Annotated in this window: 11 protein-coding genes; 3 read left to right on the top strand and 8 right to left on the bottom strand. The window is 50.8% G+C overall.

The window, feature by feature from the left end:
- Nucleotides 1–259 precede the first annotated feature (259 nt).
- From DW642_RS11385 to DW642_RS11400, 4 genes are all read right to left on the bottom strand, one after another.
- Nucleotides 260–4,057 carry a phosphoribosylformylglycinamidine synthase gene (locus DW642_RS11385; protein WP_117510250.1) on the bottom strand — a complete coding sequence of 1,266 codons (3,798 nt, stop codon included), beginning with the start codon at nucleotides 4,055–4,057 and terminating at the stop codon, nucleotides 260–262.
- 246 nt (nucleotides 4,058–4,303) lie between these two features.
- Nucleotides 4,304–4,975 (bottom strand): phosphatase PAP2 family protein, encoded by a 672-nt coding sequence (locus tag DW642_RS11390; protein WP_117510251.1) that lies wholly within the window; start codon nucleotides 4,973–4,975, stop codon nucleotides 4,304–4,306.
- Between the two features lie 72 nt (nucleotides 4,976–5,047).
- Complete coding sequence (locus DW642_RS11395; RefSeq protein ID WP_022463211.1) at nucleotides 5,048–5,920, bottom strand: glycerophosphodiester phosphodiesterase family protein; 873 nt, start codon at nucleotides 5,918–5,920, stop codon at nucleotides 5,048–5,050.
- Nucleotides 5,917–6,864: a diacylglycerol/lipid kinase family protein gene (locus DW642_RS11400; RefSeq protein WP_055228514.1), complete on the bottom strand. Its 948-nt coding sequence runs from the start codon at nucleotides 6,862–6,864 to the stop codon at nucleotides 5,917–5,919. The genes DW642_RS11395 and DW642_RS11400 overlap by 4 nt, the downstream gene beginning before the upstream one ends.
- Nucleotides 6,865–7,199: 335 nt before the next feature.
- Between DW642_RS11400 and DW642_RS11405 the strand changes: the two genes are divergently transcribed.
- The gene (locus DW642_RS11405) at nucleotides 7,200–8,762 is read left to right on the top strand and encodes a PucR family transcriptional regulator (protein ID WP_117510252.1); all 1,563 of its coding nucleotides are present in this window, start codon (nucleotides 7,200–7,202) and stop codon (nucleotides 8,760–8,762) included.
- Here DW642_RS11405 and DW642_RS11410 read toward each other — a convergent pair.
- Both DW642_RS11410 and DW642_RS11415 read right to left on the bottom strand, forming a co-directional pair.
- Nucleotides 8,698–9,219 carry a phosphatase PAP2 family protein gene (locus DW642_RS11410; protein WP_055221420.1) on the bottom strand — a complete coding sequence of 174 codons (522 nt, stop codon included), beginning with the start codon at nucleotides 9,217–9,219 and terminating at the stop codon, nucleotides 8,698–8,700. The genes DW642_RS11405 and DW642_RS11410 overlap by 65 nt on opposite strands.
- Nucleotides 9,220–9,221: 2 nt before the next feature.
- Nucleotides 9,222–9,878, bottom strand: coding sequence for an NAD(P)-dependent oxidoreductase (locus tag DW642_RS11415; RefSeq protein ID WP_147326119.1), 657 nt, complete (start codon nucleotides 9,876–9,878; stop codon nucleotides 9,222–9,224).
- A 190-nt stretch (nucleotides 9,879–10,068) separates the two neighbouring features.
- Between DW642_RS11415 and DW642_RS11420 the strand changes: the two genes are divergently transcribed.
- Nucleotides 10,069–10,953: an N-acetylmuramoyl-L-alanine amidase gene (locus DW642_RS11420; RefSeq protein WP_117510254.1), complete on the top strand. Its 885-nt coding sequence runs from the start codon at nucleotides 10,069–10,071 to the stop codon at nucleotides 10,951–10,953.
- A gap of 67 nt (nucleotides 10,954–11,020) precedes the next feature.
- Here the strand turns inward: DW642_RS11420 and pcrA are convergent, their stop codons facing one another.
- On the bottom strand, nucleotides 11,021–13,249 hold the full coding sequence (gene pcrA / locus DW642_RS11425) for a DNA helicase PcrA (protein WP_117510255.1): 2,229 nt from the start codon (nucleotides 13,247–13,249) through the stop codon (nucleotides 11,021–11,023).
- A 179-nt stretch (nucleotides 13,250–13,428) separates the two neighbouring features.
- Between pcrA and DW642_RS11430 the strand changes: the two genes are divergently transcribed.
- Nucleotides 13,429–14,049 carry a DUF1836 domain-containing protein gene (locus tag DW642_RS11430; protein ID WP_117510256.1) on the top strand — a complete coding sequence of 207 codons (621 nt, stop codon included), beginning with the start codon at nucleotides 13,429–13,431 and terminating at the stop codon, nucleotides 14,047–14,049.
- A gap of 59 nt (nucleotides 14,050–14,108) precedes the next feature.
- On the opposite strand, the gene DW642_RS11435 is transcribed toward DW642_RS11430, so the two are convergent.
- Nucleotides 14,109–14,408: a YerC/YecD family TrpR-related protein gene (locus tag DW642_RS11435; RefSeq protein ID WP_022463203.1), complete on the bottom strand. Its 300-nt coding sequence runs from the start codon at nucleotides 14,406–14,408 to the stop codon at nucleotides 14,109–14,111.
- Between the last annotated feature and the right edge of the window lie 27 nt (nucleotides 14,409–14,435).

A 14,435-nucleotide genomic window follows, 5' to 3' on the forward strand; every position in this document is an offset into this window, starting at 1 on the left:
GTTATTTCGCTGTCCTTCTCTTCCGGGCCCGTCATATATGTAATGTGTTGAGACTATCGAAATCTTTCGTTTTTTCAGAATATTTCTACTACTTGACCTTATTACTTTTGTTAATAAAGCAAAATATTGCGTTATAACTGCACCGCGGCGCATAATCAAATTTTTTCTTTCGAAACCAGAAATTACTGTTCTGACAAAAAAATTCCCGCAGAAAGGAGCTTTCTTCCTCTCTGCGGGAATCTTCTATTTTGGTTTTATTTTATTTAAAGTAAGCAACACCGGACTCAAAGATCTTCAGATCCTGCTCTCCGTAGATGTTGACTGCTACGCCGTTGTCGCGGCGCTCTGCGTGTGCCATCTTACCAAAGACACGGCCGTCCGGGCTGGTGATACCCTCGATTCCGCAGTAGGAACCGTTGACATTCCAGTACTCGTCGTTGGTCAGGTTTCCGTTGACATCGCAGTAGCGGGTTGCAATCTGGCCGTTTGCCATCAGCTTGTCGATCCACTCTTTCGATGCTACGAAACGTCCCTCGCCGTGGGATGCCGGGTTGGTGTAAACACCGCCAAGCTCGGCGCCTGCCAGCCATGGGGATTTGTTGGTCACAACCTTCGTGTAAACCATCTTGGAAATATGGCGTCCGATGGTGTTGAAGGTCAGAGTCGGGGAATCCTCCGTCTGTCCGAGAATCTCACCGTACGGAACGAGTCCCAATTTGATCAGTGCCTGGAATCCGTTGCAGATACCAAGGGCAAGTCCGTCTCTCTCATTCAGCAGTTTGGTAACAGCTTCTTTGATCTTCGCATTCTGGAATGCGGTTGCAAAGAATTTTGCTGATCCATCCGGCTCATCACCTGCGGAGAATCCGCCAGGGAACATGATGATCTGCGCCTGGTTGATGGCTTTTTCAAAGGCATCGACAGAACCGCGGATGTCTTCTGCGGAAAGGTTGCTGAATACCTGAGTGATAACTTTTGCACCGGCACGCTCGAAAGCTCTGGTGCTGTCATACTCACAGTTCGTTCCCGGGAAGACCGGAATGAATACGGTCGGCTGTGCCAGCTTGTGGGAGCATACGTGGATGTTCTTTGCCTGATAGCAGCTGTCTGCAACAATTCCGTTTTCGTCTGCTGCTGCCACATTCAGGGCATCTACCTCCGGAAGCTCTGCCCCGGATACGGTCTTGAATACTTTTTCCAGCGGTTTGTTCCATGCGGAAACGGCCTCGCGGATGGTGATTTCGGTGTCTTTATAGGAAAGAACCGGTTTGTCTGTCACTTCACCGATGACGGTGTAGGTGCTTGCCAGCTCTCCGACTTTTTCAGCCGGAACTTCGCAGATCAGATCTGCAATATATGGAGTAAAGAGATCTCTCTCGTCTACATTGTGCTCGATGGTTACGCCGAGAGCATTACCGAATGCCATCTTGGATACGGCTGCTGCGATACCCTGACGGTCTACGACATAAGCGGCTTTCACACGGCCGTTCTGCATATCCTCATGCAGTTTTCTGTAGGTTTCCATGACGCCTTCGTACTCTGGAAGCAGATGTGCGTCGACTGGAAGGTGGATCCACACGAGTTTGTCTCCTGTGTTTTTCAGCTCCGGAGATACTACATCTTTTAATTTTGCAACGTCAACCGCGAAGGATACGAGTGTCGGCGGTACATCGATATGATTGAAGGTACCGGACATACTGTCTTTTCCTCCGATAGACGGCAGGCCGTAGCCCATCTGTGCGTCGTATGCACCAAGAAGTGCTGCGAACGGCTGGCTCCAGCGGTGCGGATCCTCAGTCATTCTGCGGAAATATTCCTGGAAGGTGAAGCGGACTTTGCTGTAATCGCCGCCGACTGCCACGATGCGGGACAGGGACTCGGTTACGGCATAGACTGCTCCGTGATACGGGCTCCAGCTCGATACGTATGGATCAAAGCCGTAGCTCATCATGGTAACGGTGTTGGTCTTTCCATCCGGAACCGGCACTTTTGCAACCATGGCCTGAGTTTCAGTCAGCTGATATTTTCCACCGTACGGCATCAGCACGCTGGCTGCTCCGATGGAGGAGTCAAACATCTCGACAAGACCTTTCTGGGAGCATGCGTTGAGGTCTGACAGGGTGGACAGCCATTTTTCTTTCACGTCGGCAATGTCACCGCTTCTTTTTAACGGGGTGTCCTCTGCTTTTGGAATCTCTACGAAGACATCATTCTCCTGATGTGCTCCGTTGGTATCCAGGAATGCACGGGAAATATTGACGATCTCTTTTCCTCTCCAGGAGAGTACCAGACGCGGGTCCTCGGTTACGACTGCAACTTCGGTTGCCTCCAGGTTCTCTTCTGCGGCATATTTCAGGAACTGCTCACGGTCTTTCGGGTCGATGACAACGGCCATACGCTCCTGGGACTCGGAGATGGCGATCTCGGTTCCGTCGAGGCCGGCATATTTTTTCGGTACTTTGTCCAGATTGATCTTAAGGCCCGGTGCCAGCTCGCCGATGGCAACGGAAACTCCGCCTGCACCGAAGTCGTTGCATTTTTTAATCAGAAGGCTGACTTCCTCGCGGCGGAACAGTCTCTGCAGTTTACGCTCAGTCGGTGCGTTTCCTTTCTGTACCTCTGCACCGCAGGTCTCGATGGATTCTGTCGTATGTACTTTGGAGGAACCGGTTGCACCGCCGCAGCCGTCTCTTCCAGTACGGCCGCCGAGCAGAATGATGATATCGCCCGGATCGGAATTTTCGCGGACAACGGCACGGCGCGGTGCTGCTCCAAGGACAGCTCCGATCTCCATACGTTTTGCCACGTAGTCCGGATGGTAAACTTCTTTGACATAGCCGGTTGCAAGACCGATCTGGTTTCCATAGGAGCTGTAGCCGTGTGCTGCTTCTCTTACGAGTTTTTTCTGCGGAAGTTTTCCTTCGAGTGTCTCGCTCTGCGGACGGGTCGGATCTGCGGCTCCGGTCACACGCATTGCCTGATATACATAGGTTCTGCCGGAAAGCGGGTCACGGATTGCACCGCCAAGGCAGGTTGCTGCACCACCGAACGGCTCGATCTCGGTCGGGTGGTTGTGGGTCTCGTTTTTGAAGTTGATCAGCCACTCTTCGTCTTTTCCGTCTACATCTACCGGTACGACGATGGAGCATGCGTTGATTTCATCAGACTCTTCCTGATCTGCGAGTTTTCCTTCGGATTTCAGTTTTTTCATTGCCAGAAGGGCAAGGTCCATAAGGCAGATGAATTTGTCGTCACGGCCTTTGTAGAGTACCTCACGGTCGCTTAAGTAGCGGTCGTAGCTTTTTTTCATCGGCTCGTAGTAGTCGCCTTCGCCGAAGGTCACGTTGGTAAGCTCAGTGGAGAAGGTGGTATGGCGGCAGTGATCGGACCAGTAGGTATCGAGTACGCGGATCTCGGTCATGGATGGATTACGTTTTTCTTCGCCGCGGAAGTAGTTCTGGATATGCAGGAAGTCTTTGAAGGTCATGGCAAGGCCGAGGGAATCGTACAGGGCTTTTAATTCTGCCTCCGGCATGTCGATGAATCCGTCGAAGATTTTGACGTCTGCCGGCTCTTCAAATTTTGTCACGAGGGTTTCCGGTTTTTCAAGTCCTGTCTCTCTGGAGTCTACCGGATTGATGCAGTGTGCTTTGACTGCGTCAAACTGCTCATCAGTCATCTCTCCTTCGATAACATACGTAACGGCGGAGCGGATGATCGGCTGCTCGTCTTCTTTTAAGAACTGCACGCACTGTACGGCAGAATCGGCTCTCTGATCAAACTGTCCCGGAAGGAATTCTACGGAAAATACTCTCGCACCTTCTGCACGCGGGAAATCTTCCTGATAGCAGATATCAACCGGCGGCTCTGCAAAGACTACTTTACATGCTTTCTCATATGTCTCATCACTGATATTTTCTACATCGTACCGGATCAGCTCCCGTACGTTGGTTACGGTCTGGATGTTCAGATAGTGCTTGATTTCATGCTTCAGATCTTTCGCCTTAATCGCAAATTCCGGCTTTTTCTCCACATAAACGCGTCTGACTGTACTCATTTTTATCCTCCATTTGTCTGAATCATAGTCCCCCAAAAACGGGACAATCTTTCGTTACTTACAGAATAGCATATTTATCTTTATAAATGAAATTAATATATCTTATATGTTTTATAAGTGTTGTTTCTTAATAGACGGACGCATTCCATTTTTCCTGCACTACCATCCCACTCATCACCCATTCTCTCCCGTCCTAAACCGTCAGGCCCGCGCACTTTCTGGTGCGCGGGCCGTCCGTTTCCGTTTTTACATTCTATATTTCGCTTTTTTCTCCCGTGTCCGCAGTGCATTCCCCGCCTTTGCCGGCCGGTACAGCAGCATACAGGTTCCCGCATTCATAACAAGCGCACAGCACACATCCGATACGGAGTGCTGTTTTAAAAACATGGTCGAAAACACAATCAGCACCGTCAGGCCCAGGCAGACGTTTCGGAATACCGGGCGGTTTTTGAGCTGCTCGCTGTGTTCTACGGCAACAGCTACGGCTACGGAATTATATACGTGAATACTTGGGAATACGTTGGTCGGTGTGTCTGTCAGGTAAAGGCCTCTGACCAGATCCGTGAAAATGTTCTCCCGTGGGAATACCGTCGGGCGCAGGTTCTGGCCGTTCGGGTACAGATAGGAGATCACGAGGAACGCCGTCATTCCGATTCCCAGGTTGATAATCAGCTGATAATATTCTCTGCGGTTCTTGTTGCAGAAGCCGAAATAAAAGACAGACCATGCAATATATCCAAACCACATAAAATAAGGAATCACAAAAAACTCACAGAACGGAATCATATCATCAAACGGAGTATGAATCAGATGATAACCTTTCGTAATGTGAGTTTCCAGATATTGAAAACATTTCAGATAGAAAATACCATAAACCACTACCGGAAGAAAATGCTTATATTTTTTTATTGTCTTCATAGTTTCCCTCCACTTTTCTGACGAGGTTTTTCTCTTCAACCTGCTGAAATTATAGCACACCGAAAACCGAAGTCAATAAGCTTTATTATTTTTTAAGAAACAATTCATCGGTTTCTGAAAACCGTCCTTGGGATGGAAATGTTCAAAGATCGCCGCGTCGAATTTTTTCCGTGTCCGGTTATATACATGCTCATCTTTTACCGTCCATGCAAATGCCGGTGTCCGAAACAGCATACGGTCGATCAGGAAGCCCGGGCAGTCGGCATAGCGGTGGTCGTAGGCGATAAAATCCGGTTTCCCGATAAAATTCAGCATCAGATGACGCGCCATTATCCGCAGGATCAGATGCACCTTATCATCCTTTGAAAAACGGCCGGAAAGCTGGCCGCGCAACGTCTGCGGCATGTGGCGGCGGCACCAGCGGAGGGCCAGGCTGTTGAAGGATTCCATGCAGAACATACCGGTGTACCCCTCCATCTCCTTCTGAAATCCCGCACAGACCGCCGTGGAAAGTCCCGGCATCTTGATTTCGATTAAAAGCGGCACGCGGCCGTCTACCGTCTGCAGTACCTCACGAAGCAGCGGAATCTTTTCCGTGCTGTCGCCCAGATGGAACTGCTGGAGTTCCTCATACGTATAATCGCTGATTTTTCCCTCGTTTCCACACATCCGCTTCATCGTGTCGTCGTGGAACACCACAATCCGGCCATCCTTTGTGATCTGAATATCCAGCTCGATGGCATATCCCTGCTCCGCCGCGCGGGCAAAAGCCGGAAGAGAATTCTCCGGAACTCCCTCCGCCGCGTTCCACAGACCGCGGTGCGCATAATTCCATTCCGCAAATTTCAGACATTCCTGCCGTCTCGATGTAGCCGGCAGAATGGAAAAGAAATAACCTGCTGCCAGGACGGCAAGCACTGCAAAAAATATGATCCAGAACATCATCTTTCCATCCCTTCTTTCACCCAGTCGCCCAAAAGGCGGAGACGCTCCGTTTCCAGTCCGATCCTTTCCTCCGTGCGGTGTCCGCCCGATTCTCCGTCCAGGTGGACCGGTTCCGCGCGGTCTGTCTGAAAGGAAAGGCTGCTGCACCGCTCCATATGTACCTCAGGAAATCCCGTGTGGCGTCCAAACAGCGCCATCGGCAGAAGATAGCTGACTTTCCATTTGGCAAGATTGGAAACCACCATCACGTCGAGCAGATCATCCGTCCCGTCCGCCTCCGGGCAGAAGCAGAAGCCGCCGCCTTCGTACGGAAAATTCATTGCCACTGCAAAAAGAACATTTTCAAACGAACGGTGTTCTCCGTTTTCCAGAGCTGCATCCAGCGTGAACGGTTCGAGATAAAAGAGCTGCCGCAGTGCAATCATCACATACGTAAGTTTTCCCAGATGCAGCCGGTTCAGCGTATTCTTGATTTTTGATGCCAGCGCCTCGTGGCAGATGCCTGCATCAAAACCGATGCCGGTGCTGACGAGAAATCTCCGCTTTTGGCTGCCAAGAAGCGCCGTTCCAATGTTGATCTCCTTTTCCTCCCCTTTCAGCACAGCTTCCAGCGCCTGCAGCGGATCGGAGGGAATTCCGGCACCGCGCGCAAAATCGTTGCCGCTTCCCGTTGGAATATAACCGAACTTTACATCCGACAGGCTGGTGATTCCATCGACCGCCTCATTCGCCGTACCGTCTCCGCCGATCGCCAGAAGGACATCATCGGGATTCCATACCCCTTTCGCGGTCAGCCGTGCTGCCGTCTCCCGTGCGCTTCCGTGATACTTTGTCGGATATACACGAAATTCCGTCCTGCGCCGCTCAAGCTCGCCCTCAATCACCGGCCACAGCTTCTCGCCGCGCCCCGACCGCGATTTTTTATTTACTATAATATGATACATCAAAGTCATACCTTCCTTTTTCTTCTGTAAAAAACCACTTCAAATCACCTGAATCATGTTCTTACGCAGCGAAACAGCAAGTGTTTCACTGCTGAGTGAACAGTAACCAAATCAGCCATATTGTAGCAGTTTTCCCCGCAAACCACAACTATCTTCACAAAATCTTAACTTGTTGCCGCCGTAAAAATTCCCGCACCCCTGTCTTTTCTTTCTTGACAGACCTTTTTGTTCTGCTAAAATAAAAAGTACCGCGGTTTCGTCCGCAGAACGTCACTCATTTCTGAGGAGGTTTTTATGAATTTTTACGATATGACACGCGCAGGGAGGATGATACGATGAAGCTCTCCCCCGCATTTCTCGCTTATAAACTAAGCAGCGCTTTTTCGGTTCTTGCACCGGAAAACCTGCCGCTCTCCGGCACACTGGAGCTGCCTGTTCTTTATCAGACAGGCTCCGCAGCCACTGCGCACCGGGTCTTTCTCTGCACAGAAGAACAGATCGGCTCTCTTTCCTCCCTCCCGGAAGAAAGCAGCTCCCTTTTTCTTCTCTGTACCGAAGAACTGCCGGAGGAACTTCCGGCTCCGGTTTCGATCGCCGTTAAGAGCAGCGTATCCGCTGTTTTTTCGTTCCTGCAGGAGCTTTTCTGGACGTACGATTCCTGGCAGAAGGAGCTGATGCAGGCACGGCTCGACGGAAAATCGATCCAGCATCTTTTAAATCTCTCCCTGCCTGTTTTTGCCCACCCGCTGATGGTGGTCGGCATGGATTTTTCCATCATCGCCGCAGCGTCCGAAGAACCTTCCTTTTTTCCCGAGAAGGTGTTTGGCTCCCTCGATGCAACGCGCCCACTTCTGCTCTCCTTGACAGAAAGCAGCGAATACGCGTCCGTCCGCGATCTCGATGGATGGTTCCGCTTTCCGGATCACGTAACGGGACTTGGTTCCCTCTGCGTCAACATCACGCAGCATGGTCAGAGCGCCTACCGCCTGCTGCTCCTCGACACGAAAAAGGATCTTTCTGATTCCGAAGGCTTTCTTCTTGAATTTCTTGCAGAAATGATCCATCACGCCTTCCTGCACAATGTGATGCAGAAAACCTCGCCGGCGCAGTCGCTTCACACCGTGCTGCTCCGTGCCCTCGACGACCGGATGGCCGACTATATTGCGGTCAGCCAGGCTCTCGATGCGCTCGGCTGGCATTCCCGCCACACCTACTGCTGCCTCTATCTGCAGCTCTCCGATATGGATCAGAAAAACCTGACGGCAAACTCGGTCTGCGCCTATCTGGAAAATATTCTGACCGGCTGCTCCGCGTTTCCGCACGGCGGCGGTATCGTTGCATTCTTTAACCTCACGCTGTCCGATTTTTCCATGACCGATCTGATGGAACGCATGGTGCACTTTGTGGAGGACAGTTCCTTAAATGCCGGCTTTTCGCGCTGCATGAACGGCCACATGAATCTGCGCCGCCAGTATATCCAGGCAAAAATCGCCCTGCAGTTCGGTACGCGAAAATATCCCGACAAGCGGATGCATCCGTTCAACGATATCTCGTTTGACTACATCCTCGATCAGGCAACAAAAAAGCTCCCAGGCTACATGCTGTGCCATGAGAGACTTCTCTTTCTGCAGGAGCACGACGACAGCTCCGGCAGTGACTATATGCGGACGCTCCGCTGCTATCTGGACAACCACTGCAATGTCGTCCAGACGGCGCGTGAGCTTTTTATCCACCGCAGTACCCTGCTCTACCGCCTGGAAAAGATCAAGGAAATTTTAGAATCTGATCTTTCCAGCCCGGATGAAATTCTGTATCTGATGCTTTCGTTCCGTTTTATCGACCTCGAGAATGAAGAAGAAAACCGTTCTGGATCTTCGCAGCCAGAAAAGCACAGATAAAACCAACCGCAATTCCCGCCAGGACATCGGTCGGGAAATGCACAAACAGATACAGTCTGGAAAATGCAATCAGGCAGGCCAGAATCAGTGCGGCAGCTCCTTCTTTTTTGTGCATCACAAAAATAGAGACTGCCGCCGCAAACGAGGCTGCCGAATGGCCCGATGGGAAGGAATAGTCCTTCGGAGCGGCAACCAGCAGCTTTACCTGCTCGTCAATCCAGCACGGACGCGGGCGCGCTGCCAGCGGCTTTAACACCAGATTACATAAAATCAAATCTAAAATCAGCGCGATCGCCATTCTTACACCGCATTTCCGGTATTTCGGAAGGATTAAGAAAACGGCGGTCAGCGCAATCCAGATCCATCCCGCATTTCCAAGTGAAGTAATTCCCACCATCACCCGATCGAGCACTGCATTGTGAAGATGCTGCAGTGCATATAAAATTGAAAAATCCATTCTTACCCCTCTCTGTAAAAAATGGGCATTTTTCTGCTGTACATCTGCTGATCGGCGGCCGCCTCGTACAGAAATTCCGCTAGGGCCTCTCTCGAGTATCCAGGCCGGAACTGGCTGCCGTCCAGCGAAATACTGCAGTTCTGCCCTACCTTTTTCACTTTCCCGTCTCTTCCCGGACACGTCCGCACCAGTGTCCAGTTCAGATCGCTCCGTGCCAGAACCTGTCCCATCTTCTGCATATCTTTATAGACACCTGGCCAGAAAATCTGCATGAATTTCGTACTCATTCTCTGGTATTTGTCCTCGCAGTCTCCAAACGCATGAATGCAGACATGGCCTACCGTCACAAACCGCGTTTTTCCAAGCTGCTTCATGGCTGAGAGAATCATCGCGTTTCCGTCAGCCAGCGGTGTCTCCTCTTCTTTTACATGTTTCACACGCATCGGAGTCAGCACGCTGATGACTGCATCCGCTTCCAGCAGTGCCTCCAGCACGCGTTCCCGGTTCTGAAGGCTTCCCTCAATCACGGTCAGATTTTTTCTCGGCCAGATCGCTTTTGCATCCGGCACGTAGGCGGTCACCTGTGCGCCGTGAAGAAGCGCCGTGTTGGTCACATACTGCCCAAGCAGTCCCCCCAGACTGAATATTGTAATTCTCATGAAATCCTCACTCTCATCTGTGTGTCTTTTGTATCCTCCGCAGATTTTTTGACACACTTTCCTAATGTTATCTCCTATTCTAACACACCGCCCGTATACGATACAATGAAATAAAACTAAAAAAAGTATAACCTTTTTCGTCCTTTCTTCATATCGTAAGTAGAACCGTATTTTCAGGAGCTTTGATCTTATGCCCTATACTATCGTAATCGATGCCGGACACGGGGGAAGTGATCCGGGCGCTGTCTATGAGGGACGCAGGGAAAAGGATGACAATCTTTCCCTCGCCATCGCGGTCGGCGAGCTTCTTTCCCGGCAGGGTGTCTCTGTCATTTATACCCGCACAACCGATGTTTATCAGACACCGTTTGAAAAGGCGCAGATGGCCAATCAGGCGGATGCCGACTTTTTTATTTCTTTTCACCGGAATTCTTCGGAGGAACCGAACCAGTATACCGGCGTGGAAACGCTTGTCTATGACAACTCCGGCATCAAACAGACAATGGCAGAAAACATTAACGGCGCGCTCTCGGAGCTGGGATTCCGGAATCTCGGTGTCAAGGCACGGCCAGGGCTTGTTGTTCTGCGGCGGACGAAAATGCCGGCTCTTCTGATTGAAACCGGCTTTCTGAACAATGAGCAGGACAATACGCTCTACGATGAAAAGCAGGAAGAAATCGCCCGCGCCATCGCGGATGCAGTGCTTGGAACGCTGGATCTCGAGACGGTCACGGAGGCTGACCGGCGCGCTGCGGAAACGGAAGCCGCCCGTCCGTCCGTTTCAACAGCGGATACCGTCACTGCTTCCGCTTCGCCCCGTCCCACGCCGCCGGAACAGGAAAATCCTTCCGACACACCGGAAACCTTCTACCGTGTCCAGACCGGTCTTTTCCGCATCCGCCAGAATGCCGACCGTATGCTTTACGACCTTCTCGACCAGGGCTATCCCGCTTTTCTTCTCGCCGAGGACGGCTTTTTCAAGGTCCAGGTCGGCGCTTACCGCCAGCTCGGAAATGCCATTCTGATGGAACGCCGCCTGCGCCGCGACGGCTATTCCACCCTGATTACCACCTGAGCGTCTGACGCACCAGTCGAAAAAAGAGCGTGCCGGAATTTTGTTTTCCGGCACGCTCTCGTTCTCCTTATAACTTTTTCAGTTTTGCAAACGAAGCAAACATTTTCTTCGTACCAGCCTGGTCGAAGTTGACGGTAACTTCATAATCTCTTCCGCCGTCCACGATATCCGTGACAATGCCGACACCGAACTTGATATGGCGCACCGTATCCCCGATTTCGTAATCGAGTTTCGTCGCCTTCTGCGCGCCAAAGGTTTTCGCCTGTTGCGGCTTCTCGCGGAATGCCTGCTTCATCGCCGCATAGACGCTGCCTCTCGTCGGAATGTCCATCTTCGGCTTCCGGTCTTCGATCTCCCCGCGCTCCCGCTCCAGGGAAATCAGCTCCCGCGGAATCTCTTTGACAAAACGGGACATCTTGTTGTACTGCACTTCGCCGCGGATCATTCTCTGGCGCGCACACGTCAATGTCAGATGCTGCATCGCACGCGTGATGCCCACGTAGCAGAGACGGCGCTCCTCCTCCAGCTCCGACGGATCATCCCCGGTGATCGTCATGTAGCTTGGGAAAATGCCATCCTCCATGCCTGCAAGGAATACGTTCGGGAACTCCAGTCCTTTTGCGGAATGCAGTGTCATCAACAGCACGTAATCGCTCTCCTCATCCACCGAGTCGATATCAGACACCAGCGCAACCTCCTGCAGAAAACCACCGAGAGATGGCTGTTCGGCGCTCTCCTCATAATCCGCAATCTTTGAAATCAGCTCGTCGATGTTCTCGATGCGGGCTGCCGCTTCTTCGGTTCCCTCCGCCTGCAGATCTGCTACATAGCCGGTCTCCTCGATGATTTCATTCAGCAGCTCTTTGACCGACAGATAATCTGCTTTCGCGCGGAGTACCTGTAAAAAGGACGTGAAGGATTTAATCTTATTTAAAGACCGCATCAGCCCCGGCACATACTCGGCCTCGAGAAGCGCATCGTAGAAACGGATGCCCTGCTCTGCCTCCCAGTCCTGCACTTTGTTGATCGTCGCCGCTCCGATACCGCGCCGCGGAACGTTGATGATACGCAGTACCGCAAGGTCATCCTCCGGGTTCTCGATCACACGCAGATACGCCAACAGATCCTTGATCTCGCGTCTCGCATAGAAGTTAACACCGCCCACGATTTTATATGGAACATTTGCAAGCAGCAGTTTCTCCTCAAAAAGACGGGACTGTGCGTTGGTACGGTAGAGAATTGCATAATCACGGTACTTCTTTCCCTCCGTGCGGACGCCGCGCGTGATTTCTCCTGCCACGTACTCCGCCTCCTCAAAACCGCTCTGGAACTGCCGCAGATCGATCAGGTCACCCTCCGGGTTCTCTGTCCACAGGCGTTTTGCTTTTCGTCCCTGGTTATTCGCAATCACTTCATTTGCCGCATTCAGAATATTCTGCGTAGAACGGTAATTCTGCTCCAGTTTAATGACCTTCGCATCCGGGAATACATGCTCAAAACTCAGAATATTTTCAATATTCGCCCCGCGGAATTTGTAGATCGACTGGTCATCATCGCCGACAACGCAGAGATTGCGGTATTTTGCCGCCAGAAGGCTCACAAAGCGGAACTGAACCGTGTTGGTATCCTGATACTCATCGACCATGATATAGCGGAACTGCTCCTGATAATAGTCGAGCACTTCCGGGAACTGCTGGAATAATTTTACGGTCTGTACCAGCAGATCATCGAAGTCCATCGCATTGTTTTTCTTTAACTCTGCCTGATACTCCGCATAAACTGCCGCATACTTCTGCAGCTTCCAGTCGATTCCCGCGTCAATCCGGTACTGGTCCGGCTCGATCATCTCATCCTTTGCGGACGAAATTGCCGCCATGATCGCACGGTCGCGGTACAGTTTCGGATCCATCTGGAGCCGTTTCATGATGTCCTTGATCAGCGATTTCTGGTCATCGGTATCGTAAATTGCAAAATTGTTGGCGTATCCCAGACGTTCAGCATGGCGGCGCAGAATCCGCACGCAGCTGGAATGGAAGGTGCTGACCCAGATCCGCTCCGATCCGTATCCCACGATTTTATCGACACGCTCACGCATTTCTCCGGCGGCCTTATTCGTAAAGGTGATTGCCATAATATTCCATGGATTGACGCCTTTGTCCCGGATCAGGGAGGCGATGCGGTGCGTCAGTACCCTCGTCTTTCCCGAACCGGCACCTGCAAGGATCAGAAGCGGCCCTTCGGTGTGCTCCACAGCTTCCATCTGCATCGGGTTTAATCCTGTTTCTGTCTGATTCATGTTCTTTCTCCTTCATCTGCTTCGAATCTTTTCACATGCATCTCAGTATATAACAAATCCGCCCCGGTTACAAGTAAGAACGAACATACGTTGCATTTTTATCATGGAAACTTTTTTTCGCAAAGTCCTTGCTATCTGGTATTAAAAACTATATAATGGGAACCGTGAGGTGATAACAAATGACGATAGACTCAGATAAAATTCTTCATGATTTACTGAATTCACTGGATTCTCTCGAAGGCATCCGCCCGGGGGAAATCCCGAACATTGCTTTATATATGGACCAGGTCACGACCTTTATGGACGCACAGCTCGCTTCTTCGCGCCGTTTCGAGTCCGATAAGGTTCTGACAAAAACAATGATCAACAACTATGCAAAAAACAAGCTGCTCCCGCCGCCGGTCAAAAAGAAATATTCGCCGGAGCACATGATGCTTCTGGTTTTTATTTACTACTTTAAAAACATCCTCTCGATCACGGATATCCAGACACTGCTCGCCCCGATCACCGATCGGTATTTCGGCACGGAGAGCGGCTTTTCCATCCAAGATATCTACGACGAAATTTTCCAGATGGAAAAAGAAGAAATTGCATCCGTAAAAGAAGATCTTCTGAAAAAAGCGGATGTATCCAAGTCCATGTTCGGCAGCTCACCGGAGGAAGACCGGGAATTTCTCCAGCTCTTTTCGTTTATCTGTCTGCTGAGTTTCGATGTCTATCTGAAAAAACAGATGATCGAGCACATGGTGGATGAACTGGCATCCCTCGCGGCGCCTTCTGATCCGAAAAAGAAAAATTAAGAACAAGCGTGTAATTAAAAAAAGACGGCTACGTTGGAATCGCACCGTCTTTTTTGATTTTACACATTTTCTTTCTTTTCCATCCGTTCAAACACCATCTCATACCCGTCGTTTCCATAGCTTAAGGAACGGTTCACGCGGCTGATCGTCGCCGTGGATGCTCCCGTCTTTTCGGAGATTTCCAGATACGTTCTCTTCTCCCGCAGCATTTTCGCCACTTCAAACCGCTGCGACAGCGAAAGCAGTTCATTGATGGTGCATACATCCTCAAAAAAAGTATAGCATTCTTCCTTATTCTTCAGACACAAAATTGCCTCAAAAAGCTGGTCTACTGCTTCTGAATGAAGTTTCTTGTTCATTTCAAGCCCTCCTGTACGAAAATTAAG

The sequence above is a fragment of the Blautia sp. AM23-13AC genome, assembly GCF_003435675.1.
In the GTDB taxonomy this organism is placed as follows: domain Bacteria; phylum Bacillota; class Clostridia; order Lachnospirales; family Lachnospiraceae; genus Fusicatenibacter; species Fusicatenibacter saccharivorans.

Excerpts from the sequence above, each read along its gene's own strand:
- DW642_RS11385 (WP_117510250.1), bottom strand. The coding sequence starts at position 4,057 with ATGAGTACAGTCAGACGCGTTTATGTGGAGAAAAAGCCGGAATTTGCG.
- DW642_RS11390 (WP_117510251.1), bottom strand. The coding sequence starts at position 4,975 with ATGAAGACAATAAAAAAATATAAGCATTTTCTTCCGGTAGTGGTTTAT.
- DW642_RS11395 (WP_022463211.1), bottom strand. The coding sequence starts at position 5,920 with ATGATGTTCTGGATCATATTTTTTGCAGTGCTTGCCGTCCTGGCAGCA.
- DW642_RS11400 (WP_055228514.1), bottom strand. The coding sequence starts at position 6,864 with ATGTATCATATTATAGTAAATAAAAAATCGCGGTCGGGGCGCGGCGAG.
- DW642_RS11405 (WP_117510252.1), top strand. The coding sequence starts at position 7,200 with ATGAAGCTCTCCCCCGCATTTCTCGCTTATAAACTAAGCAGCGCTTTT.
- DW642_RS11410 (WP_055221420.1), bottom strand. The coding sequence starts at position 9,219 with ATGGATTTTTCAATTTTATATGCACTGCAGCATCTTCACAATGCAGTG.
- DW642_RS11415 (WP_147326119.1), bottom strand. The coding sequence starts at position 9,878 with ATGAGAATTACAATATTCAGTCTGGGGGGACTGCTTGGGCAGTATGTG.
- DW642_RS11420 (WP_117510254.1), top strand. The coding sequence starts at position 10,069 with ATGCCCTATACTATCGTAATCGATGCCGGACACGGGGGAAGTGATCCG.
- pcrA (WP_117510255.1), bottom strand. The coding sequence starts at position 13,249 with ATGAATCAGACAGAAACAGGATTAAACCCGATGCAGATGGAAGCTGTG.
- DW642_RS11430 (WP_117510256.1), top strand. The coding sequence starts at position 13,429 with ATGACGATAGACTCAGATAAAATTCTTCATGATTTACTGAATTCACTG.
- DW642_RS11435 (WP_022463203.1), bottom strand. The coding sequence starts at position 14,408 with ATGAACAAGAAACTTCATTCAGAAGCAGTAGACCAGCTTTTTGAGGCA.